The following is a 22,654-nucleotide window of genomic DNA, read 5'->3' on the forward strand; positions in this document are numbered from 1 at the left end:
CGGCGGCGCCTGACCCGAACGGGTGGGCCGCCCCCCGGAAACCCGGCGGCGGGTGGGGGAGGGCGGCGGGCAGAATGGCCTCCCGTGTCCGGCGCCAACGATCCGTACGACCCCAAGCAGGTCGCCGCCCTCTCACCCGAGGCCCTCGACGCCGCGGTCGACGCCGCCGCGAAGGCGTTCGCCGGCGCCGGGGACCTGGAGGCGCTGGCCGCCGTCCGGCCCGCGCACCTCGGTGACCGGGCGCCGGTGCTGCTGGCCCGCCGCGAGCTCGGCGCGCTGCCGCCCGCCGCCCGCGCCGACGCCGGCAAGCGGGTCAACGCCGCCCGGGTCGCCGTCACGACGGCGTACGAGGAGCGGCTGGCGGTGCTCGGGGCCGAGCGCGACGCCCGGGTGCTGGCCGAGGAGCGGGTCGACGTCACCCTGCCCTGGGACCGGGCGCCCCGCGGCGCGCGGCACCCGATCACCACCACGATGGAGCGGATCGCCGACGTCTTCGTCGGCATGGGCTACGAGGTCGCCGACGGCCCCGAGCTCGAGGCCGAGTGGCTGAACTTCGACGCGCTCAACATCGGCCGCGACCACCCGGCGCGCACGATGATGGACACCTTCTTCGTCGCACCGGAGGACTCCGGGCTCGTGCTGCGCACGCACACCAGCCCGGTGCAGGCGCGCACCATGCTGGCGCGCCGGCCGCCGATCTACGTCGTCGCGCCCGGGCGGGTCTACCGCACCGACGAGCTCGACGCGACGCACACCCCGGTCTTCCACCAGGTCGAGGGCCTGGCGGTCGACCGCGGCCTGACCATGGCGCACCTGCGCGGCACGCTCGACCACCTCGCCCGGTCGCTGTTCGGCGCCGATGCGGTAACCCGCTGGCGGCCGTCCTACTTCCCGTTCACCGAGCCGTCGGCGGAGTTCGACGTCTGGTTCCCCGAGCACCGCGACGGTCCGCGCTGGGTCGAGTGGGGCGGCTGCGGCATGGTCAACCCGCGGGTGCTCGTCGCCTGCGGCATCGACCCGGAGGAGTACTCGGGCTTCGCCTTCGGCATGGGCATCGAGCGCGCCCTGCAGTTCCGCTCGGGCGTGGGCGACATGCGCGACATCGTCGAGGGCGACATCCGGTTCACGAAGGCCTTTGGAGTGGAGCAGTAATGCGGGTCCCGATCGGCTGGCTGGCCGAGCACGTCGACATCCCCGCGGGGACGACGGTCGAGGACCTCGACACCGCCTTCGTCCGGCTGGGCCTCGAGGTCGAGGACATCCACCGGCCCGAGCAGGTCACCGGCCCGCTCGTGGTCGGGCGGGTGCTGGAGATCGAGGAGCTCACCGGCTTCAAGAAGCCGATCCGCTTCTGCCGGGTGGACGTCGGCGAGGCCGAGCCCCGGGGCATCGTCTGCGGCGCGCGCAACTTCGTCACCGGCGACGCCGTCGTCGTCGCGCTGCCGGGCGCCGTGCTGCCCGGCGGTTTCGAGATCGCCGCCCGGAAGACCTACGACCGGATCTCCGACGGGATGATCTGCTCGGTCCGCGAGCTCGGCATCGGCGAGGACCACGCCGGGATCCTGGTGCTCGGCGACAGCTCCGACGACGCGGTGCCGGTGCCGGGCACGCCCGCCGGCCCGGTGGTCGGTCTGGACGACGTCGTCATCGAGCTGGCCATCACCCCCGACCGCGGCTACTGCCTGTCGATGCGCGGCCTGGCCCGCGAGATGGGCACCGGCCTGGCCGTCGACTGGCGCGACCCCGGCGCGGCCACCCCGCCGGCCTGGTCGGGGGAGCCGGCGTGGGAGGTGCGGGTCGACGACCCCGCACGCTGCGACCGCTTCTCGATGATCGCGCTGGAGGGTCTCGACCCCGCGGCACCCAGCCCCTGGTGGATGCGCCGCCGGCTGGCGCAGTCCGGCGTGCGGTCGATCTCGCTCGCCGTCGACGTCACCAACTACGTGATGCTCGAGCTGGGCCAGCCGATGCACGCCTTCGACCGCGGCGCCGTCCGCGGGCCGATCGTCGTGCGCCTCGCCCGCGAGGGCGAGAAGCTCACCACCCTCGACGGCGTGCAGCGCGTGCTGTCGGAGGACGACCTGCTCATCACCGACGACTCCGGCCCGATCGGGCTGGCCGCGGTCATGGGCGGCGGCTCGACCGAGATCGGCGACGGCACCACCGACGTGCTGCTGGAGGCGGCGCACTGGGAGCCGACCGGGGTGGCCCGCACCGCCCGCCGGCACCGGCTGCCCAGCGAGGCGGCCAAGCGGTTCGAACGCGGCGTCGACCCCGAGATGACCGTGGTGGCCCTCGCCCGCGCGGCCGAGCTGCTCGCCCAGTACGGCGGCGCCCGCGTGGTCGGCGCGCCGGTCGACGTCGACACCCGCGTCGCCCGCACGCCGATCCGGCTCGACCCCGAGCTGCCCTCGCGGGTGGCCGGCGTCGACTACGACCCGCGGCAGGTGGTCGAGCTGCTCGACGCCGTCGGCTGCCACATGACCGGCAGCCCCGACAGCGTGCTGCTCGACGTCGTCCCGCCGTCGTGGCGGCTCGACCTGACCGACCCGGCCGACCTGGTCGAGGAGGTCGTCCGGCTGGCCGGGTACGACGAGGTGCCCTCGGTGCTGCCGACCGCGCCGCCGGGGCGCGGGCTGACCGAGACCCAGCGCCGGCGGCGCGCCATCGGCCGGGCGCTGGCCGAGGCGGGTCACGTCGAGGCGCCGTCCTACCCGTTCGTCGGGACGGCGGTGCTCGACGCGCTCGGCCTGCCCGGGGACGACCCGCGCCGCGCGGTCGTGCTCGTGCGCAACCCGCTGTCGGAGGAGGAGCCGGCGCTGCGCACCACCCTGGTGCCCGGCCTGCTCGCCACGCTGGCCCGCAACCTGGCCCGCGGGCAGCGCGACCTGGCGCTGTTCGAGCACGGCGCGGTCTTCCCCGGCGGGGTGCGCACGCCGGCGCCGCTGCCGGGGGTCGACCGCCGTCCGGACGACGAGACGCTGGCCGGCCTGCTCGGGGCGGTGCCCGACCAGCCGTGGCACGTGGCCGTGGCGCTGGCCGGCAACCGCGAGCCCCGCGGCTGGTGGGGTCCGGGCCGCCCGGCGATCTGGGCCGACGCCGTCGAGGCCGCCCGCCGGGTCGCGGCCGCGGCCGGCGCCGAGCTGACCGTGCGGGCGGGGGAGCGGGCCCCGTGGCACCCCGGCCGCTGCGCCGAGCTGCTGGTCGGCGACCGGGTCGTCGGGCACGCCGGCGAGCTGCACCCGCGGGTGTGCGCGGCGCTGGACCTGCCGCCCCGGACGTCGGTGATGGAGCTCGACGTCGACGCGCTGCCGCCGGCGCGGGTCGCGGTGGGCCCGTCGATCTCGGTCTTCCCGCCGGTGCTGCTCGACCTCGCGCTGGTGGTGGCCGACGACGTGCCGGCCGCCGACGTCGAGGCGGCGCTGCGGGCCGGGGCCGGCGAGCTGCTCGAGTCGCTGCGGCTGTTCGACGTCTACACCGGCGCACCGGTCCCGGCCGGGCGCAAGTCCCTGGCCTACGCGCTCACGCTGCGCGCGCCCGACCGCACCCTCACCAGCGAGGAGGCGACCGCGGTGCGCGACGCCGCCGCGGCCGCCGCCGCCGAGCGGACGGGCGCCGAGCTCCGTGCCTGAGCAGGTCGCGCTGATCACGGGCGCGTCGACGGGGATCGGCCGGCACCTCGCCGAGGGGCTGGCCGCGCGCGGCATGGCCGTCGCCGGGCTGGCGCGCGGGGCCGACCGGCTGCGCACCGCGATGGACGAGGTGGCGGCGGCGACCGGCGGCCGCACCCTGGCCGTCGCCGCCGACGTCACCGACCGCGCGGCGGTCGAGGCCGCGGTCGCGCGCGTGCTCGAGGAGTTCGGCCGGATCGACCTGCTGGTCAACAACGCCGGGCTGATGGACCCCGCCGAGGTGCCGGTCTGGCAGGCCGACCCCGACGAGTGGTGGGCCGTGGTCGAGAGCCACGTCCGCGGTGGGCTGCTGCCGGCGCGGGCCGTCGTCCCGGGCATGGTCGAGCGCGGCGCCGGCCGCGTGGTGGCCCTGGCCAGCGGGATGTCGACCCGCGGCGGGCGGCTGTACTCCGCCTACTCGGTGGGCAAGACCGGCCTGATGCGGCTCACCGAGGTGCTCGCCGCCGGGCTCGAGGGCACCGGCGTCCTCGCCTTCGACCTCGCGCCCGGCGTCGTCCGGACGGCGATGTCGACCTCCATGTCCCTGCACGAGGGCAAGACCGACTGGACCGACCCGGAGCGGGTGGTGGGGTTCGTCGCGGCGATCGCCGCCGGGGAGCTGGACGCCTGGTCCGGCCGCTTCCTGCACGTCGGGTTCGACGACCTGGACGCGCTGCGGGCGCACGCCCCGGCCGACGCCGAGCGGCAGCTCCGGCTGCGCCCCTACGGGGACGGCGACCCGCTCGGCTGATCCGCCGCGGCCCGTCGGCGCAGCGCCGGCACCGAGGTCGCGGCGGTCCGCAGCCGGCCGTCGCCGTACCGGACCCCGCCGCGGAGCACCCGCGCGCCCACCGCCAGCCAGGAGCAGAGGCCCCGCTCGAGCACCCAGACCGGCGCCCACAGCGGGGCGCTCGGCGGGTAGACGCGCCGGCCGTCCGCGCGGCGCCGGCCGACCTCGGCGACCGCGACGACGGCCAGCCCGGCGGCGCCGAGCGGCCGCCACCGGCGGCGGGACACCGACCGCACGACGAACGGCCACACCGCCAGCGCCCACGCCAGCCGCCACGGCTGGGCCAGGTCGTCGTAGGCCTGCCGCACCCGCTGCGACCGGAACTGCGCCGCGGTCGGTGGCCGGCGCACCACGAACAGGTCGTTCGCCCGCCGCTCGCGGCCGCCGTGCGCGCGGACGGTCCGCACCATCTCGAGGTTCTCGAAGAGCACGTCGCCGCGGTAGCCGCCCATCGCCACGAACGTCGAGCGCCGCAGGCCGTAGGTGCCCGGGTGGTCGGCGGCGACCGAGCGGTTGAGCAGGGTGCGGCCGGTGTCCCACCGCGCGTGCCAGGGCGCCGGCCGGAAGACGTTCTGCGGGCGCACGACGTCGGCGCCGTCCAGCAGCGCGAGCACCCGCTCCAGCGCCGGGCGGTCGTAGCGGACGTCGTCGTCGGCGATGACCACGCGTTCGGCGCGTGCCGCCCGGACCCCGGTGACGACGCCGGCCACCTTGCCGTTGGCGCCGGGCCACGGCTCGGGCGGCAGGTGCCGCACCAGGCCCTCCCAGGCGCGGGCGTGGCCGGCGAAGCGCTCCGGCGGGGAGCCGTCGACCACGGTCACCGGCACCCACCGGCTGAGCTGCTCCAGGTAGGCGGTGAGCTCGTCGAGGTCGGCGTCGTCGGTCCAGCGCAGCGGCAGGACGTACTCGGCGTCGAGCACCGGCGGGTCAGACCGGTGCGCCGACGGGCAGGGCGGCGGGGGTGCGCAGCGAGCTGCGGCCGGAGGTCCAGGCACGGAGGACGGAGTCGGCGAACCGGCGCTCGAGCTCGAGGGCGGCGCCCGCACCGAGCAGGACGTCGTCCAGCAGCCCCGGCTCGTCCTCCACCAGGGCGCCGGCGAGGTCGTGCGCGGCGAGCTGCTCGTGGACGGCGTCGGCCTCGACGTGCTCGTCGAAGAACCAGGTGGCGTCGGCGCCGAACCCCAGCCGGCGCAGGCCGTCGGCGTAGCGCCGGTTGGGCACGGTGGAGGTCATCTCGAAGGCCGCGAGGTGCCCCACGACGGCACCGCGCAGCCGGCGGTGCAGCCCGAACAGCGACATCGCGTTCACCGTGGCCAGGGTGACCGCCGGCACCCGGTCGACGTACGCGCCCGTCCGGTCGTCGAGCGCCAGCTCGCGCATCGTCCGGGCGTAGAGGGTGGCGTGCACCCGCTCGGGCCGGCCCCCGCCGTACTCGTCGGCTTGCAGCTCGGCCAGCGCCGCCTTCGGCCGCCCGGAGAGCCGGGGGAGGGCCCAGGTGTGCGGGTCGGCCTCCTTGAGCTCGTACACCGACCGGTGCACCAGGAACTCCCGGAGCTGCTCGACGGTGGCCCGGCGGGCCAGGAACGCCGACAGCGACGGGCCGTCGTCGGCGCCGGTCATCGTGAACAGGGCCGCGGCCACCGCCGGCGCGGCGGGCTCCGGGCGCGGCGGGAGGGGCACCGCGCGGCGCAGCGCCCGCTCGAACGCCGCCTCCAGCACGGCCCGCGCGGCGAGCAGGTCCGGCGACCACTCCCAGTCGGCGTCGACCTCCTCGTAGCCGCGGTAGTGCAGCTCGTAGAGCACGTGCAGGCAGAGCTGGAGGTCGTCGTCGGCCAGGACGCCGTCCTCGGGCAGCGCTGCCACCAGCCGCCGCGCGAGGGGCTCCAGGCCGGTCAGCGTGCCCGGGCGACCGGCCAGGCCGCGGCACAGCGCGGCGCTGACCGCTCCCCGCGGCGTCGGCACCGGCATGCGTCCTCCCTGGTCCGGGGTCCCGACAGTCTCAGCGGCGCCGCGGGAGCTGTCGAGACGGATCCGGCTCATCCCTTGCGGTAGACCGCCACGTAGGCCCTGCTGTCGTCGGTGAACGGCCCGCCGTCCCAGCCGGCCCAGCGGTGCTCGAGGTGCAGACCGGCCAGCCGGGCCATGAGGTCGAGCTCGGCCGGCCAGACGTAGCGGTGGTCGGCCGGCAGCAGCCGCACCCGCCCGCCGGTGAACGCGAGCTTGGTCGTCGTCATGCGCTGCTCCGCCGGGTGCAGCTCCGCCACGTCGATGACCACCCGCTCCTCGCCGACCTCGTGCACCCGGACGGCGCGGTTGTCGTGGAACGCGGCCAGGTCGGGCACCCAGTTCTCCACCACGAAGGCGCCGCCGGCCTGCAGGTGCGCCGCCGCGTTGGCGAACGTCGCGACCTGGGCCTCCTGCGAGGGCAGGGCGTTGATCGTGTTGAAGGCCAGGACGACGACGGCGTAGCGCCGGCCCGTGGTGGCCGACGCGAAGTCGCCGATCTCCACGCGCAGGTCCGCGCCACCGGGGCGCCGGCGCAGCTGCTCGACCATCTCGGGGGAGCCGTCGATGCCGTCGACGGTCAGCCCGGTGGCCGCCAGCGGCAGGGCGATCCGCCCGGTGCCGATGCCGAGCTCGAGCACCGGGCCGCCGGCGGCGAGGTCGGCGATGCGGCGCACGGCCGCGTCGGGGGACAGGTCGGCGTAGAGGTCGTCGTACACGGCGGCGATGTGCGAGCCGTACGCGGAGGGGTCGAAGCCGTCGGCCATGCCCGCGGGTACCCCGCGGCGGCGGTCCGCTACCCGGGGAGTGGGGCTGGCCCGACCCCGGACCGGGGTGGTGGCCCCATCGCCCGGCGGGCCCCCGGGCCGGAGGGTCGAGGCATGCCGACCGCCGCCCCGCCCGCCCGTGCCCGCGACCGCCAGGTCCACGACTACACCGAGCTCGCGCGGCGGGTGCGGGAGGCCGGATTGCTGCGCCGCCGGCCGTCGGCGTACGCGCTGCGCGCCGCCGTCCTGGCCGCCGGGTTCGCCGCGGTGGGGACGGCGGCGGTGCTCCTCGGGCCCTCCTGGTGGCAGCTGGCGGTGGCCGCGGCGCTCGGTCTCCTGCTCGCGCAGGTCGGCTACCTGGCCCACGACGCGGCGCACCAGCAGGTGTTCGCCTCGCCGCGGGCCAACCAGCGGGCCGCGCTGGTGCTGTCGAACCTGGTGCTGGGCCTGAGCGCCGGCTGGTGGCAGCGCAAGCACAGCCGGCACCACGCCAACCCGAACAAGCGGGGCGCCGATCCCGACATCGCGCCCGACGTCGTCGTCTTCACCCCGGAGGACGGCGCGGCGGCCCGGGCGGCCGGCGGCCGGCGGGCGTGGTTCGCCGCGCGCCAGGGCCGGCTGCTGTTCCCGCTGCTGCTGCTCGAGGGGCTGGCGCTGCACCGCGGCGCCGTCCGGCACGTGCTGCGGGAGCGGCACCCCGCCGAGGCGGCGCTGCTCGCCGTCCGGCTCGTGGGCTTCCCGGTGCTGGTGCTGGCCGCGCTGCCCCTCGGCCTCGCGGTCGCGTTCCTCGCCGTCCAGCTCGCCGTCTTCGGGCTGCTGCTCGGCGGGACGTTCGTGGTCAACCACGTCGGCATGCCGGTCGTGCCGCCCGGCGCGCGGGTGGACTTCCTGCGCCGGCAGGTGCTGATGTCGCGCAACATCCGCGGCGGCCGGGGCGTCGACCTGCTCATGGGCGGGCTGAACCTGCAGGTCGAGCACCACCTCTTCCCGAGCATGCCGCGGCCCAACCTGCGCCGGGCGCAGCCGGTCGTGCGGGCCTACTGCGCCGAGAAGGGGGTGCCGTACACCGAGGCCGGGCTGGTCGAGGCGCTCGGCCGGGTCGTGCGGTACCTGGACCGGGTGGGCATCGGGGCGCGCGACGCCGCGCAGTGCCCGCTGACCGCGGCGCTCCGGTCAGCGCGCTGAGCGCACGGCCGCGGCGGTGTGCTCGTCGGCGGGCAGGAACGCCTCGATGCTCACCTCGGCGGCGGTGAGGTCGACCGCCGTCCCGAACGTGGTGACGGTGGACAGGAACGACAGCTCGTCGTCCCCGGCCCGGATCCGCAGGGGGACGGCGATGCCGTCCGGGGGGCGGGGGTCGAGGCCGCCGGGCAGCAGCGACAGCTCGCGGTGCAGCGCCGCCAGCGCCGGGTCGCCCGACAGGCGGGCCTCGCGGCCGAGCCGGTGCAGCACGTGCGCCCGCCACTGGGGGAGGTTGCGGATCCGCGGGGCCATGCCGTCGGGGTGCAGCGAGAGCCGGAGCACGTTGACCGGCGGCTCGAGCAGCCGCGGGTCGACGCCGGTCGTGAGCAGCGCGACGCCGGCGTTGCCGGCGACCAGGTGCCAGCCGCGGTCGACCACCACGGCGGGGAACGGGTCGTACGCGGCCAGCACGGTGGCGAGCGCGGTGCGGACGGCGGCCATGTCGGGGGCGTCCAGTTCCCGGCGGCCGTAGACCGGGGCGTAGCCGGCCGCGACCAGCAGCTCGTTGCGGGCGCGCAGGGGCACCTCGAGCTGCTCGGCCAGGTGCAGCACCATCTCGCGGCTCGGCTGCGCCCGGCCGGTCTCGACGAACGACAGGTGGCGGGCCGACACGCCGGCCTCGCTGGACAGGTCGAGCTGGGAGAGCCGGCGGCGCCGGCGCCAGCTGCGCAGCAGGTGCCCCACCGGCGGGGACGTCGTCGTCATGGCGCCGACCGTAGGACGCCGCCGTCCGCCCGTCGCTTACCTCGGAGGTAACTGCCGGGTCGATCTCACCGGTGAGCTGCGCCCCGCGGTGCGTCTCCGAGGGGGGACAGCGCGCGCGTGGTCTCCCGTGGCCACCTGGGGGGTGACGTTGTGGTGACGCGACGCAGCGAGACTCGAGTGCCCACCCCGCCGGGAGTTGTCCGTGGACGCGTCAACAGCGCTGCACCGCGGTGCAGCCGACCTCGCTGCCCGCGACGGGCCGGTCCGTGCTCCGTCCTGATCCGCCCGACGTGCAGAACGAGGCGTGATGCCCTCCCGCGACGTGGGACCGAGACGCAGGACCACCTCGGCCTCGGGCAGGTTGGCGGGCCATGGGCGGATGGCCGCCGCCTCCGCCCATGACGGCCGTACCGGGCGTGCCTTGGAGTTGCTGTCCGTCGTCGTGCCGCCGACGACGCTGATCACCGCACTGCTGTTCTGGTTCGGCTTCGAGCTGGTGGACGCCCGAGCGGGCTACTTCGGCCTGGGCACGGGCACGTTGGGCTTCTCCACCACGGACTACCTGATCCGAGGCGTCGAGGCAGGCGTCGTCCCGCTCATCGTGCTGTTCTTCGCGGTGCTGACCTGTGTGGCGGTGGACGCCGGTGCGCATCGCCTGGTCGACAGGTGGGGTGCGGCGACGACCGTCCGCCGGGGCGTCGGAGTGGTCGTCTTCTGCGGCGTCCTGCTCGCTGCCACAGGAGCGTTCGGCGTCTTCCGTGCCCTGCCTCCGCCGTTGGACTGGTATCTCCTCCCTCCGACGCTGCTGGCTACCGGTTCCCTGCTCGCGGCGTACGCGGCGCAGTGGCTACGTCCGCGCGAGGCCCCGATCACGCGAGCCGCGCAGACCAGCATGATCGCGGTTGGCGGCCTCGTCGTCGTGAGCCTCTTCTGGGCAGCGTCTCTCTACGCGGACGCGCTCGGCCGTGGTCGCGCCCAGCTGCTTGCCACGTCGCTCCGGGCGCAGCCGAGCGTGACCGTCTACAGCGAGCGCCCGCTCGCCATCGACCCGGCCGTCACGACGACGGAATGGCTCGATTCCGGAGAAGACGGGCGTTACCGCTACCGGTATGACCGATTCAGGCTGCTCATCCGGTCGGACGGCAAGTACTTCCTGCTTCCCGAGGATTGGGCCCCGGCTACCGGCAGAGTCGTGGTTCTCCGTGATGGTCCCGACATCCGGGTCGAGTTCGCCCCTGGAGGTTCGTGATGATCGTGCGCCGAGATGGCCTCGTTCTCGCCGTGGTGCTGGTGTTGGTTTCGGTTTCCTGTGGTCACGGCGACCGAGCGGGCGATGCTCACCAGAGTGCCTCCACGGCCACGACTCCGGGGGGCGATGGCAGCGGTGACGACGGCAGTAGCAGCAGTGCCGGTACCAGTAGCGGCAGTGGGAGTGCCGGGACGAGTGCGGCGCCCACCGGTGCCGGTGGCAGCGGGAGCACCGGCGGCACGGGTGGCAGCGGGAGCAGCGGCAGCAGCGGTGGCGGCACGGGCGGCGGCGGCAGCACCAGCAGTGGCCATACCGGCAGTAGCAGCAGCAGTGGTGGCGGGAGTGGAGGAACGAGCGACAGCGGGCCGACGACGGAAAATGACGTGGTCATCGGCGCGTCCTTCAGCGGGCTGCCTCCCTTCGACTTCGGCCGCACGTCCACAGGAACCTCTGTCTCGCGGCAGCTGCAGGTCGGCGCGATCAGCGACTTCGTCGACGAGACGGAGATCACCGGAGTGACGGTGACGGGAGATGCCTTCCGCTTGGCCGATGAGACCTGCACGGGCGCGACTTTTCCCGGTCCTCCCTGCAAGGTGACGATCATCGCGACCCCGCCGGAGGCGGGGGAGTACCGCGGCGATCTCTCCTTGGCCGGCGCGAGGACCGGCCGCGGCCTGCTCGTCGTCGGAGAGTCGGAGGAGGGCGGACCCAACGGGAACCCGGCCCCCTTGCCCGACACCGACACCGAGCCCGGCGAATCGAGCGCAACGACGAGCACGTCCCCTTCGACCGGGTCCCAGTAGACGGCGATCCCGCCGCGCACAGGGCCCGTGCGCTACACGGACCCCGAGCCACGGGTGGTGCCACGGGGACGGAGATGCCAGGCGCGCTTACCTCGGAGGTAATCGACCCGCGTCCCCCGTCAGGCCACGGTTCTCCGCAGCGCCGCCACCGGGGCGGCGGACCCGAGAGGACGGACCCGTGAGCGACTACACCACCCTCGCCGAGCGCTACATCGCCGCCTGGAACGAGACCGACGCCGACGCCCGCCGCCGCGCGGTGGCCGAGCTGTGGACCGCCGACGCCCGCTACGTCGACCCCCTGGTGGACGTGACCGGTCCCGAGGGCATCGCCGCCACGATCGGCGCGGTGCAGGAGCGGTTCCCCGGCTTCGTCTTCCGGCTGGAGGGCCCGGTCGACGGGCACCACGACCAGCTGCGGTTCTCCTGGGAGCTGGGCCCGGCGGGGCAGCCGGCGCCGATCGCCGGCTCCGACGTCGCGGTGACCGACGGGAACGGCCGGCTGCGGACGGTGCTCGGCTTCCTCGACCGCGTCCCGCAGCACTGAGTGCGACCGTTATCCCCAACACAGCCACGATCAGGGAACCTGATCCCGGCGGCTCCTCCCTCGTGCTGCAGCGTGCGGGAGGAGCCGTTACGGCGGGGGAGGACGGCGCCGACCCCCCGCCGATGAACGGCTATGCATGACTGTGTATGGTCATGCAGATGACAGGGCGGACGTGGACGGTCGGGGTCACCGGCGCCACCGGGTACGCGGGCGGGGAGGTGTGCCGGCTGCTGGCCGGGCACCCGTACCTCCGCCTGGCCGGGGTGCACGCCAATTCCAGCGCCGGCCGACGCCTGGGGGAGCTGCAGCCCCACCTGCTGCCCTTCGCCGACCTCGAGGTGCGGCCCAGCGCCGCCGAGGACCTGGCCGGCTACGACGTCGTCGTCCTGGCGCTGCCGCACGGCGAGTCGGCCGCGATCGCCGCGCAGCTGCCCGACGACACCCTGGTCATCGACTGCGGCGCCGACCACCGGCTGAACGACCCGGCGGCCTGGGCCCGCTGGTACGGCGGCGAGCACGCCGGCACCTGGCCGTACGGCCTGCCCGAACTGCCCGGCCGGCGCGAGCAGCTCAGGAACGCCCGGCGGATCGCCGTCCCCGGCTGCTACCCGACGTCGGTGACCCTGGCGATGGCCCCGGCGCTCGCCGCCGGCCTGGTGGAGCCCGACGTCGTCGTGGTCGCCGCCAGCGGCACCAGCGGCGCCGGCAGGTCGGCCAAGCCGCACCTGCTGGGCAGCGAGGTCATGGGCTCGGCCAGCGCCTACGGCGTCGGCGGGGTGCACCGGCACACGCCCGAGATGGTGCAGAACCTGGGCCAGGCCGCCGGCGGGCCGGTCACCGTGAGCTTCACCCCGACGCTGGTGCCGATGAGCCGGGGCATCCTCGCCACCTGCTCGGCGCCGCTGACGCCGGGCACCGACGCCGAGGCCGCCCGCGCCGCCTACGCCAAGGCCTACGCCGACGAGCCGTTCGTGCACCTGCTGCCGGAGGGACAGTGGCCCACCACGGCGCAGGTGCTCGGCGCGAACACCGTCGCGCTGCAGGTCGCCGTCGACGCCGACGCCGGCCGGCTGGTCGTCGTCGCCGCCGTCGACAACCTCACCAAGGGCACCGGGGGAGCGGCGATCCAGTGCGCCAACCTGGCCCTCGGCCTGCCGGAGACCACCGGCCTGCCGGTCGTGGGGGTGGCGCCGTGAGCGTCACCGCCCCGCAGGGCTTCCGGGCCGCCGGCGTCGCCGCCGGGCTGAAGTCCAGCGGCGACAGGGACGTCGCGCTGGTCGTCAACGACGGCCCGGACGACGCCGCGGCCGCCGTCTTCACCACCAACCGCTTCCCGGCCGCGCCGGTGCAGTGGAGCCGCCAGGTGCTCAGCGGCGGCCGGCTGCGCGCCGTCGTGCTCAACTCCGGCGGCGCCAACGCCTGCACCGGACCCGAGGGCTTCCAGGACACCCACGCCACCGCCGAGCACGTCGCCGCGGAGCTGGGGCTGGGCGCCATCGACGTCGCGGTGGCGAGCACCGGCCTGATCGGCGTCCGGCTGCCGATGGTCAAGCTGCTGGCCGGCGTCACCGACGCGGTGAAGGCGCTCTCCGCCGACGGCGGGCCGGACGCCGCGCGGGCGATCATGACCACCGACACCGTGCCGAAGACGACGGTGCAGGAGCGGGACGGCTGGACCGTCGGCGGCATGGCCAAGGGCGCCGGCATGCTCGCCCCGAGCCTGGCCACCATGCTCGTCGTCCTCACCACCGACGCGGTCGTGGACCCCGACGTCCTGCAGCGGGCGCTGGAGGCGGCCACGAGCGTCAGCGTCGAGCGGGTCGACTCCGACGGCTGCCTGTCCACCAACGACACCGTCGTCGTCATGGCCAACGGCGCCGGCGGGGTGACGCCGTCGGAGGAGGAGCTCACCGCCGCCCTCACCGCCGCCGCCGCCGACCTGGCCATGCAGCTGCTGGCCGACGCCGAGGGCTCGACCAAGGACATCGCGATCACCGTCCGCGGCGCGGCCAGCGTGCAGGACGCGCTCACCGCCGGGCGCGCCTGCGCCCGCAACAACCTGCTCAAGACGGCGCTGTTCGGCAACGACCCCAACTGGGGCCGGGTGCTCGCCGCGATCGGGACCACCGACGCCGCGTTCGAGCCCGACCGGGTGGACGTCACCATCAACGGCGTCACCGTCTGCCGGGGCGGGGCGATCGGCGACCCGCGCGAGGGCGTCGACCTCACCGGCCGCGCGATCACCATCGACGTCGACCTGGACGCGGGTACCGAGCAGGCGACGATCTGGACCAACGACCTGTCCCTCGCCTACGTGCACGAGAACTCGGCGTACTCCACATGACCGCTCAGGACCCCACCCCGCCCGACGTCCCCGTCGACGTCGTCCCGCCGAAGCCGCGGATCGGCACCACCCGCAAGATGCGCACGCACGACCCCGCGGGCGACGCGCTGAAGGTCGCCGTCCTCACCGGTGCGCTGCCGTGGCTCAAGGAGTTCCACGGCAACGTCGTCGTCGTGAAGTACGGCGGCCACGCCATGGTCGACGAGGAGTGCCGCCGCGCCTTCGCCGAGGACATGGTCTTCCTGCGCACCTGCGGGATCCACCCCGTCGTGGTGCACGGCGGCGGCCCGCACATCACCGAGATGCTCACCCGGCTCGGCATCAGCAGCGAGTTCCGCGGCGGGCTGCGGGTCACCACCCCCGAGACGATCGACGTGGTCCGGATGGTGCTCACCGGCCAGGTCGGGCCCGACATCGTCGGCCTGATCAACCAGCACGGCTCGCTGGCCGTGCACCTGTCCGGGGAGGACGGCGGGCTGTTCACCGCCGAGCGCACCGCGGCGGTCGTCGACGGCGAGCCGGTCGACATCGGCCTGGTGGGCGACGTCGTCGCGGTCGACCCGACGCCGATCACCGCGCTGCTCGAGACCGGGCACATCCCCGTCGTGGCCAGCGTCGCGCCGGACAAGGACGGCGTCGTGCACAACGTCAACGCCGACACCGCGGCCGCCGCGGTGGCCGTGGCGCTGGGCGCGGTGAAGCTCGTCGTCCTGACCGACGTCGAGGGGCTCTACGCCGACTGGCCCGACCGCGACTCGCTGGTGCAGCAGGTCGACGCCGCCGAGCTGGCCGAGATCCTGCCCGACCTCGACGCCGGGATGATCCCGAAGATGGCCGCCTGCCTGCGGGCGGTGGAGGGCGGGGTGAACCGCGCGACGGTCGTCGACGGGCGGATGCCGCACGCCCTGCTGCTGGAGATGTTCACGACCGAGGGCACCGGGACGATGGTCGTCCCCGCCGGGAAGGAGGGTGGTCGGTGACGCACACGGAGGAGCTGGCCACCCGCTGGTCGGCCGTGATGATGAGCAACTACAAGACCCCGCCGGTCGCGCTCGCCCGCGGCGCCGGGGCGACGGTCTGGGACGTCGACGGCCGCGAGTACACCGACCTGCTCGGCGGCATCGCGACGACGATCCTCGGCCACGCGCACCCGAAGGTCGTCGAGGCGATCACCCGGCAGGCGGCGACGCTCGGGCACGTCTCCAACCTGGCGATGCACGAGCCGGGCGTGGCGCTGGCCGAGCGGCTGCTCGAGCTGGCCGGCCGGCCCGGGCGGGTCTTCTTCTGCAACTCCGGCGCCGAGGCCAACGAGGCCGCCTTCAAGCTCAGCCGGCTCACCGGCAAGCCCGAGGTGGTCACCGCCGAGGGCGCCTTCCACGGCCGCACGATGGGCGCGCTGGCGCTCACCGGGCAGCCGTCCAAGGCGGCCGCCTTCGCCCCGCTGCCCGGCGGGGTGCGGTACGTGCCCTACGGCGACGCCGAGGCGCTGGCGGCCACCGTCTCCGGGCAGACGGCGATGGTGCTGCTCGAGCCGGTGCTCGGCGAGGGCGGCGTCGTCCCGGCCCCGGCCGGCTACCTGGGGGCCGCGGCGGCGGCCGCGTCGGCGGCGGGTGCGCTGTTCGCCGTCGACGAGGTGCAGACCGGCACCGGCCGCACCGGCCACTGGTTCGCCCACCAGGCCGACGGCCTGCAGCCCGACGTCATCACCCTGGCCAAGTCGCTGGGCGGCGGGCTGCCGCTGGGCGCGATGCTGGCCTTCGGCGAGGCGGCCGACCTGCTCACCGCCGGCTCGCACGGCTCCACGTTCGGCGGCAACCCGATCGCCGCCGCCGCGGCCCTGGCCGTGCTCGACACCATCCGCGACGAGGGCCTGCTCGAGCGGGCCAAGGAGCTCGAGCACCGGTTCACCGCCGGCATCGAGGGCCTCGGCCACGCCGGCGTCGGCGGGGTGCGGGGGAGGGGCGCGCTGCTCGGCGTCGTCCTCACCGCCGACGTCGCCGCCGCGCTCGAGACCGAGCTGCGAGCGGCCGGCTTCCTCGCCAACGCCGTCGCGCCGGGGGTGCTGCGCCTGGCGCCGTCCCTGGTGCTCACCGACCAGCAGGTCGACGCGTTCGTCGCCGCCCTGCCGGCCGCCCTCGACACGGCCCTGGAGACCGCACGGTGACCCGGCACTTCCTCAAGGACGACGACCTGACCCCGGCCGAGCAGGCCGAGGTGCTGGCGCTGGCCGCCGAGCTCAAGCGCACCCGGCACACCGCCGGGGCGCCCACCCCGCTGGCCGCACCGAACGGCGTGCCGCGCGCCGTCGCCGTCCTGTTCGACAAGCCCTCCACCCGCACCCGGGTGTCCTTCTCGGTCGGCGTCGCCGAGCTCGGCGGCTACCCGCTGGTGATCGACGCCGGCACCAGCCAGCTCGGCCGCGGGGAGCCGGTGGAGGACACCACCCGCGTGCTCGACCGGCAGGTCGCCGCGATCGTGTGGCGCACCTTCGGCCAGGGCCGGCTCGAGGCCATGGCCGCGGTCAGCCGCGTGCCCGTGGTCAACGCGCTCACCGACCTGTACCACCCGTGCCAGGTCCTGGCCGACCTGCAGACGGTCGTGGAGCGCAAGGGCGGCCTGGCCGGCCGGTCGCTGACCTACCTCGGCGACGGCGCCAACAACATGGCGCACTCCTACCTGCTGGGCGGCGCGACGGCCGGCATGCACGTGCGGATCGGCTCGCCGGAGGAGTTCCAGCCCGACCCCGCCGTCCTCAAGCGGGCGGCCGAGATCGCCGCCGAGACCGGCGGCTCGGTGCAGTGGACCGCCGACCCGGCGGCCGCGGTCGACGGCGCCGACGTCGTCGCCACCGACACGTGGGTGTCGATGGGGCAGGAGGACGAGTACGACGCGCGGGTCGCGCCGTTCCTGCCGTACGCGCTGGACGAAGCGGCGCTGGACCGGGCGGCGGACGACGCCGTCGTGCTGCACTGCCTGCCCGCCTACCGCGGCAAGGAGATCGCCGCCGCGGTGGTCGACGGGCCGCAGAGCGCGGTGTGGGACGAGGCCGAGAACCGGCTGCACGCCCAGAAGGCGCTGCTCGCCTGGCTGCTGTCCCGATGACGTCGGCCCTCACGCGCAGCGCGCGGCAGGCCCGCATCCGCGAGCTGATCGAGGCACAGCCGGTCACCTCGCAGACGCAGCTGGCCGCGCTGCTCGCCGAGGGCGGCATCGAGGTCACCCAGGCCACGCTCTCGCGCGACCTGGAGGACCTGGGCGCGGTGAAGCTGCGCGGCTCGGACGGCGCCCCGGCGTCCTACGTGCTGCCCCCGGAGAACGCCCCGCTCCGCCCGGCGCAGACCGCGCCCGCCCGCCTCACCCGGCTGCTGGCCGACCTGCTGACCAGCGCCGAGGGCAGCGCCAACCTGGCGGTGCTGCGCACGCCCCCGGGCGCCGCGCAGTTCCTCGCCTCCGCCATGGACAAGGTCGGCCTGCCCGGCGTCCTCGGCACCATCGCCGGCGACGACACCGTGCTGGTGATCTCCCGGCAGCCCGACGGCGGTCCGGCCCTGGCCGACCGGCTGCGCGCGCTCGCCGAGCGGACGCCGGCCGTCTACCCCGAGCTCAAGAACGACCTGGAAGAGAGCACACCGTGACAGACCGTGTGGTCCTGGCCTACTCCGGTGGCCTGGACACGTCCGTGGCCATCGGCTGGATCGCCGAGGAGACCGGCGCCGAGGTGATCGCCGTCGCCGGCGACGTCGGCCAGGGCGGCGAGGACATGGAGGTGATCCGGCAGCGCGCCCTGGACTGCGGGGCGGTCGAGTCGATCGTCGCGGACGTGCGGGACGAGTTCGCCGACGAGTTCTGCCTGCCGGCGCTGCAGGCCGACGCCCTCTACATGGACCGCTACCCGCTGGTCTCGGCGCTGTCCCGGCCGCTGATCGCCAAGCACCTCGTCGCCGCCGCGAAGCACCACGGCGCCTCGACGGTCGCCCACGGCTGCACCGGCAAGGGCAACGACCAGGTGCGCTTCGAGGTCGGCATCGGCGCGCTCGCCCCCGACCTGCGGGTGCTGGCGCCGGTCCGCGACTCCGGCATGACCCGCGACAAGGCCATCGTCTTCGCCGAGGAGCGCGGGCTGCCGATCGCCACCACCAAGAAGTCGCCCTACTCGATCGACCAGAACGTGTGGGGCCGCGCCGTGGAGACCGGGTTCCTCGAGGACATCTGGAACGGGCCGGTCGAGGACGTCTACGAGTACACCCAGGACCCGGCCGTGCCGCGGGACCCCGACGAGGTGACGATCGGCTTCACCGCCGGCGTCCCGACCTCGATCGACGGCCGCCCGGTCACCGTGCTGCAGGCGATCGAGGAGCTCAACCGCCGCGCCGGCGCCCAGGGCGTCGGCCGGCTGGACATGGTCGAGGACCGCCTGGTCGGCATCAAGAGCCGCGAGGTCTACGAGGCGCCCGGCGCGATCACGCTGATCACCGCGCACCAGGAGCTGGAGAACGTCACCGTCGAGCGCGACCTGGCCCGGTTCAAGCGGACCGTGGGCCAGCGCTGGGCCGAACTGGTCTACGACGGCCTGTGGTTCTCCCCGCTCAAGCGGGCGCTGGACGCCTTCATCGCCGAGTCGCAGCAGCACGTCACCGGCGAGATCCGGATGACCCTGCACGGCGGCCGGGCCACCGTGACCGGACGGCGCAGCGACCGGTCGCTCTACGACTTCTCCCTGGCCACCTACGACACCGGCGACACCTTCGACCAGGGCCTGGCCAAGGGCTTCGTGCAGCTGTGGGGGATGCCGTCGAGGCTGGCGGCCGCCCGGGACCAGCGGGTGGGCGCATGACCGCGGAGACGTCGCAGACCCGGCTGTGGGGCGGCCGCTTCGGCGGCGGCCCGTCGCCGGCCATGGCCGCGCTGTCCAGGTCGACCCACTTCGACTGGAAGCTCGCGCCCTACGACCTGGCCGGTTCCCGCGCGCACGCCCGGGTGCTGCACCGGGCCGGGCTGCTCACCGACGACGAGCTGGAGCAGATGCTCGGCGCGCTGCACGAGCTCTCCGCCGAGGTCGCCGCTGGCACCTTCACCGCCGTCGAGTCCGACGAGGACGTGCACGAGGCCCTCGAGCGGGGCCTGACCGAGAAGCTCGGCACCCTCGGCGGCAAGCTGCGCGCCGGCCGCAGCCGCAACGACCAGATCGCCACCGACCTGCGGCTGTACCTGCGCCACACGGTGCGGGCGCTGGTCGGCGAGCTGGCGTCGCTGGAGTACGCGCTGATCGGCCTGGCCCAGCGCTACGAGGACGTCCCGGCACCGGGCATGACGCACCTGCAGCACGCCCAACCGGTGCTCATCGCCCATCAGCTGCTGGCGCACGCGCACGCCTTCGCCCGCGACGTCGACCGGCTGCGCGACTGGGACCGCCGCGCCGCGGTGAGCCCCTACGGCTCCGGCGCCCTGGCCGGGTCGTCGCTGCCGCTGGACCCCGACGCGGTCGCCGCCGAGCTCGGGTTCGACCGCGCCTCGGACAACTCCATCGACGGGGTCAGCGACCGCGACTTCGCCGCGGAGTTCTGCTTCGCGGCCGCGCTGATCGGCGTCCACCTGTCCCGGCTGGGGGAGGAGGTCGTGCTCTGGACGTCGACGGAGTTCGGCTGGGCCCGCCTCGACGACGCCTGGGCCACCGGGTCGTCGATCATGCCGCAGAAGAAGAACCCCGACGTCGCCGAGCTGGCCCGCGGCAAGTCCGGCCGCTTCGTCGGCAACCTGACCGGCCTGCTCACCATGCTCAAGGGCCTGCCCCTGGCCTACGACCGCGACCTGCAGGAGGACAAGGAGCCGGTCTTCGACTCCATGGAGCAGCTGCTCCTCCTGCTCCCCGCGGTGACCGGGATGGTCGCCACGCTCACCCTGCGCCCGGAGGTGCTCGAGGCGGCCGCGCCGCAGGGCTTCGCGCTCGCGACCGACGTCGCCGAGTGGCTGGTCCGGCAGGGCGTGCCGTTCCGCTCGGCGCACGAGATCAGCGGGGAGATGGTCGCCTTCTGCGAGCGGGCCGGCCTCGAGCTCGACCAGCTCGACGACGACCAGCTCGCCGGCATCGACGAGCGGCTCACCCCCGAGGTGCGGTCGGTGCTGTCGGTGCCGGGCGCCCTGGCGGCCCGCAGGGCCCGCGGCGGGACGGCGCCCGAGCGGGTGGCCGGCCAGATCACGGCGCTCGAGGCGCAGGCCACCGAGCACGCGGACTGGTCGACGTCCTCGCCCGTGGCGGCCGCGCTCTGAGCGATCCGGGGCCGCTGCTCACCGCGGCCGAGCTGGAGGGACGCCCCGAGGAGGTCGCCCCGGCGCTGCTCGGCTGCTGGCTGGTGACCGACCGGCCCGACGGCGTCGTCGGCGTCCGGCTGACCGAGGTCGAGGCGTACTCCGGCCAGGGCGAGGACCCCGCCGCGCACTCGCACCGCGGGCCCACGCCGCGGGCCGAGATCATGTTCGGCCCGCCGGGGAAGCTGTACGTGTACTTCAGCTACGGCGTGCACTGGTGCGCCAACGTCGTCGTGGCCCCACCCGGGATCGGGTCGGCGGTGCTGCTGCGGGCCGGGGACGTCGTGGTGGGGGAGTCGCTGGCACGGGCGCGCCGCCCGGCGGCCCGCACGGCGCGCGACCTGGCGCGCGGGCCGGCCCGGTTGACGCAGGCGCTGGGGATCGGGCCCGACGACAAGGCGGCCGACCTGCTGTCGCCGTCGTCGTCCGTGCGCCTGCACCGCGGCGAGCCGCCGGCGGAGGTCTCGGTCGGTCCGCGGGTGGGCATCAGCGTGGCCACCGACCTGCCGTGGCGGTTCTGGGAGACCGGCGCGCCGTCGGTGAGCGCCTTCCGGGCGGGTGGCGGGCGCCGTGGGCGGCGCAGCGGGCAGGATGGTGCTCCGTGAGCGACGTGATCGACGAGCTGCACCGGCGGGGGCTCATCGCCCAGAGCACCGACGAGGACGAGCTCCGTGCGCACCTCAAGGCGGACCGGCCGGTCAAGTACTACTGCGGCTTCGACCCCACGGCGCCGAGCCTGCACGTCGGGCACCTCCTGCAGTTCATGCTGCTGCGCGCCCTGCAGCGCGACGGCCACCAGCCGGTGGTGCTGGTGGGTGGCGCGACCGGCCTGATCGGCGACCCCCGGCCCACGGCCGAGCGGCAGCTCAACGACCCCTCGGTGGTGGAGACCTGGGTGTCGCGCATCCGTGAGCAGGTCGCGCCCTTCCTCGAGGAGCCGGCGCGGGAGCACGGGCTGCTCGAGCCGATCTACGTCGACAACCTCGCCTGGACGTCGCAGCTGTCGGCGATCGGCCTGCTCCGCGACCTCGGGAAGCACTTCCGGGTGAGCCGGATGCTGGCCAAGGAAGCGGTGTCGGCCCGGCTCAACTCCGAGGCCGGCATCAGCTACACGGAGTTCAGCTACCAGATCCTGCAGGCCAACGACTACTGGGAGCTGTACAAGACCCGTGGCGTCACCCTGCAGAGCGGCGGCTCGGACCAGTGGGGCAACCTGACGGCCGGCATCGACCTCATCCGCCGGACGGAGGGCGCGTCGGTCCACGCCCTGTCGACCCCGCTGGTCACCAAGTCCGACGGCACGAAGTTCGGCAAGAGCGAGGGCGGCAGCATCTGGCTCGACCCGGTGCTGACGAGTCCCTACGCCTTCTTCCAGTTCTGGCTCAACGCCGACGACGCCGACGCCCGGGCGTGGCTGCCCCTGTTCTCCGAGCGGCCGGCCGAGGAGGTCGAGGCGCTGATCGCGGAGTCCCACGAGCGGCCGGCGGCCCGCGCGCCGCAGCGGGCGCTGGCCGAGGAGCTGACCCTGCTGGTGCACGGGCCCGAGGAGCTCCGCCAGGCGGAGGCCGCCGGCCGGGCGCTGTTCGGGCGGGACGACCTGGCGACCCTCGGCCCGGACACGCTCGGCGCCGCCCTGCGGGAGGCCGGCTACGTGACCGTCGAGGGGGAGACGCCCACCATCGCGCACCTCTTCCAGCTCGCCGGCCTGGTCGGCAGCCTGTCGGAGGCCCGGCGCACGGTGAAGGAGGGCGGCGCCTACCTGAACAACGAGCGCGTCACCGATGCCGACGCCGTGCCCGCCGAGTCGAACTGGCTGGCCGGTGGCTGGCTGGTGCTGCGCAGGGGCAAGCGGTCGGTCGCGGGGGTGGAGCGGCGGGTCGGCTGACGGCCGTCGAGCACGTGTCGGACGGGTGTTGCGCGAGTTACGGAACGGTGTCGGGCGTCACCGCTCACCTCGTTTGACACCGCCTGCGGGGGCACGTAACTTTCTTGGTGCGCCGCGCGGGCCGGGAGGCCAGCCGGGGAGCCCCTGGAGGGGGCCACCGGTCGCGGTGTAGGGTAGGACTTCCGCCAACGACGACGCCCGGAAGGGCTGGTTTGTTGCGCGTCCGCTCCTTGAGAACTCAACAGCGTGCCGAAAGTCAGTGCCAAGTAACAACCCCCGATGCCCCGGCTCGTTTCGGGTTGGGGTGGGGATTCCTTTGGTTGATTGACATCAAGAGTGCTAGC

21 protein-coding genes are annotated in these 22,654 nt (G+C 75.1%); 17 read left to right on the forward strand and 4 right to left on the reverse strand.

Translation table 11 applies throughout. The annotated features are described in order from the left end of the window. Window positions 1–84 precede the first annotated feature (84 nt). Genes pheS through ACI797_RS06745 form a run of 3 tightly spaced genes read left to right on the forward strand, consistent with a single transcriptional unit; the run spans window position 85 to window position 4,422 of the window. Window positions 85–1,152 (forward strand): phenylalanine--tRNA ligase subunit alpha, encoded by a 1,068-nt coding sequence (gene pheS, locus ACI797_RS06735; RefSeq protein WP_456857823.1) that lies wholly within the window; start codon window positions 85–87, stop codon window positions 1,150–1,152. Then, window positions 1,152–3,632, forward strand: a complete 2,481-nt coding sequence (pheT, locus tag ACI797_RS06740) for a phenylalanine--tRNA ligase subunit beta (protein WP_456857824.1) — start codon at window positions 1,152–1,154, stop codon at window positions 3,630–3,632. The genes pheS and pheT overlap by 1 nt, the downstream gene beginning before the upstream one ends. Continuing rightward, the gene (locus ACI797_RS06745; RefSeq protein WP_456857825.1) at window positions 3,625–4,422 is read left to right on the forward strand and encodes an SDR family NAD(P)-dependent oxidoreductase; all 798 of its coding nucleotides are present in this window, start codon (window positions 3,625–3,627) and stop codon (window positions 4,420–4,422) included. The genes pheT and ACI797_RS06745 overlap by 8 nt, the downstream gene beginning before the upstream one ends. Here the strand turns inward: ACI797_RS06745 and ACI797_RS06750 are convergent. The 3 genes from ACI797_RS06750 to ACI797_RS06760 form a co-directional block, all read right to left on the reverse strand. Beyond that, window positions 4,395–5,381 (reverse strand): glycosyltransferase, encoded by a 987-nt coding sequence (locus tag ACI797_RS06750; RefSeq protein ID WP_456857826.1) that lies wholly within the window; start codon window positions 5,379–5,381, stop codon window positions 4,395–4,397. The genes ACI797_RS06745 and ACI797_RS06750 overlap by 28 nt on opposite strands. A gap of 7 nt (window positions 5,382–5,388) precedes the next feature. Beyond that, complete coding sequence (locus tag ACI797_RS06755; protein ID WP_456857827.1) at window positions 5,389–6,429, reverse strand: iron-containing redox enzyme family protein; 1,041 nt, start codon at window positions 6,427–6,429, stop codon at window positions 5,389–5,391. 68 nt (window positions 6,430–6,497) lie between these two features. Beyond that, on the reverse strand, window positions 6,498–7,232 hold the full coding sequence (locus tag ACI797_RS06760; protein WP_456857828.1) for a class I SAM-dependent DNA methyltransferase: 735 nt from the start codon (window positions 7,230–7,232) through the stop codon (window positions 6,498–6,500). 114 nt (window positions 7,233–7,346) lie between these two features. On the opposite strand from ACI797_RS06760, the gene ACI797_RS06765 reads away from it, so the two are divergent. Further along, window positions 7,347–8,417, forward strand: coding sequence for an acyl-CoA desaturase (locus tag ACI797_RS06765; protein ID WP_456857829.1), 1,071 nt, complete (start codon window positions 7,347–7,349; stop codon window positions 8,415–8,417). Here the strand turns inward: ACI797_RS06765 and ACI797_RS06770 are convergent. Continuing rightward, complete coding sequence (locus tag ACI797_RS06770; protein WP_456857830.1) at window positions 8,406–9,179, reverse strand: MmyB family transcriptional regulator; 774 nt, start codon at window positions 9,177–9,179, stop codon at window positions 8,406–8,408. The genes ACI797_RS06765 and ACI797_RS06770 overlap by 12 nt on opposite strands. Before the next feature lie 379 nt (window positions 9,180–9,558). On the opposite strand from ACI797_RS06770, the gene ACI797_RS06775 reads away from it, so the two are divergent. From ACI797_RS06775 to tyrS, 13 genes are all read left to right on the forward strand, one after another. Further along, window positions 9,559–10,428 (forward strand): hypothetical protein, encoded by an 870-nt coding sequence (locus ACI797_RS06775; RefSeq protein WP_456857831.1) that lies wholly within the window; start codon window positions 9,559–9,561, stop codon window positions 10,426–10,428. Between the two features lie 383 nt (window positions 10,429–10,811). Further along, complete coding sequence (locus ACI797_RS06780; RefSeq protein ID WP_456857832.1) at window positions 10,812–11,231, forward strand: hypothetical protein; 420 nt, start codon at window positions 10,812–10,814, stop codon at window positions 11,229–11,231. 178 nt (window positions 11,232–11,409) lie between these two features. Further along, window positions 11,410–11,775 (forward strand): nuclear transport factor 2 family protein, encoded by a 366-nt coding sequence (locus ACI797_RS06785; protein WP_456857833.1) that lies wholly within the window; start codon window positions 11,410–11,412, stop codon window positions 11,773–11,775. A 158-nt stretch (window positions 11,776–11,933) separates the two neighbouring features. Beyond that, window positions 11,934–12,971 (forward strand): N-acetyl-gamma-glutamyl-phosphate reductase, encoded by a 1,038-nt coding sequence (argC, locus tag ACI797_RS06790; protein ID WP_456857834.1) that lies wholly within the window; start codon window positions 11,934–11,936, stop codon window positions 12,969–12,971. Further along, entirely contained in the window at window positions 12,968–14,119 is a 1,152-nt protein-coding gene (argJ, locus tag ACI797_RS06795; protein WP_456857835.1) for a bifunctional glutamate N-acetyltransferase/amino-acid acetyltransferase ArgJ, read from the forward strand. The genes argC and argJ overlap by 4 nt, the downstream gene beginning before the upstream one ends. After that, complete coding sequence (gene argB, locus ACI797_RS06800) at window positions 14,116–15,099, forward strand: acetylglutamate kinase (RefSeq protein WP_456857836.1); 984 nt, start codon at window positions 14,116–14,118, stop codon at window positions 15,097–15,099. Before argJ ends, argB begins: the two co-directional genes overlap by 4 nt. Beyond that, a complete protein-coding gene (locus ACI797_RS06805) occupies window positions 15,096–16,283 on the forward strand; it encodes an acetylornithine transaminase (RefSeq protein ID WP_456857837.1) in 1,188 nt (395 codons plus the stop codon). The genes argB and ACI797_RS06805 overlap by 4 nt, the downstream gene beginning before the upstream one ends. Continuing rightward, window positions 16,280–17,221, forward strand: a complete 942-nt coding sequence (argF, locus tag ACI797_RS06810; RefSeq protein ID WP_456857838.1) for an ornithine carbamoyltransferase — start codon at window positions 16,280–16,282, stop codon at window positions 17,219–17,221. Before ACI797_RS06805 ends, argF begins: the two co-directional genes overlap by 4 nt. Next, a complete protein-coding gene (locus ACI797_RS06815) occupies window positions 17,218–17,754 on the forward strand; it encodes an arginine repressor (protein ID WP_456857839.1) in 537 nt (178 codons plus the stop codon). The genes argF and ACI797_RS06815 overlap by 4 nt, the downstream gene beginning before the upstream one ends. Beyond that, complete coding sequence (locus tag ACI797_RS06820; RefSeq protein ID WP_456857840.1) at window positions 17,751–18,953, forward strand: argininosuccinate synthase; 1,203 nt, start codon at window positions 17,751–17,753, stop codon at window positions 18,951–18,953. The genes ACI797_RS06815 and ACI797_RS06820 overlap by 4 nt, the downstream gene beginning before the upstream one ends. Further along, the gene (gene argH / locus ACI797_RS06825) at window positions 18,950–20,386 is read left to right on the forward strand and encodes an argininosuccinate lyase (RefSeq protein WP_456857841.1); all 1,437 of its coding nucleotides are present in this window, start codon (window positions 18,950–18,952) and stop codon (window positions 20,384–20,386) included. Before ACI797_RS06820 ends, argH begins: the two co-directional genes overlap by 4 nt. Before the next feature lie 14 nt (window positions 20,387–20,400). Next, window positions 20,401–21,030 carry a DNA-3-methyladenine glycosylase gene (locus tag ACI797_RS06830; protein WP_456857847.1) on the forward strand — a complete coding sequence of 210 codons (630 nt, stop codon included), beginning with the start codon at window positions 20,401–20,403 and terminating at the stop codon, window positions 21,028–21,030. Further along, the gene (gene tyrS, locus ACI797_RS06835) at window positions 21,027–22,310 is read left to right on the forward strand and encodes a tyrosine--tRNA ligase (protein ID WP_456857843.1); all 1,284 of its coding nucleotides are present in this window, start codon (window positions 21,027–21,029) and stop codon (window positions 22,308–22,310) included. Before ACI797_RS06830 ends, tyrS begins: the two co-directional genes overlap by 4 nt. The last annotated feature ends 344 nt before the right edge of the window (window positions 22,311–22,654 follow it).

Source organism: Geodermatophilus sp. SYSU D00691, assembly GCF_054050275.1.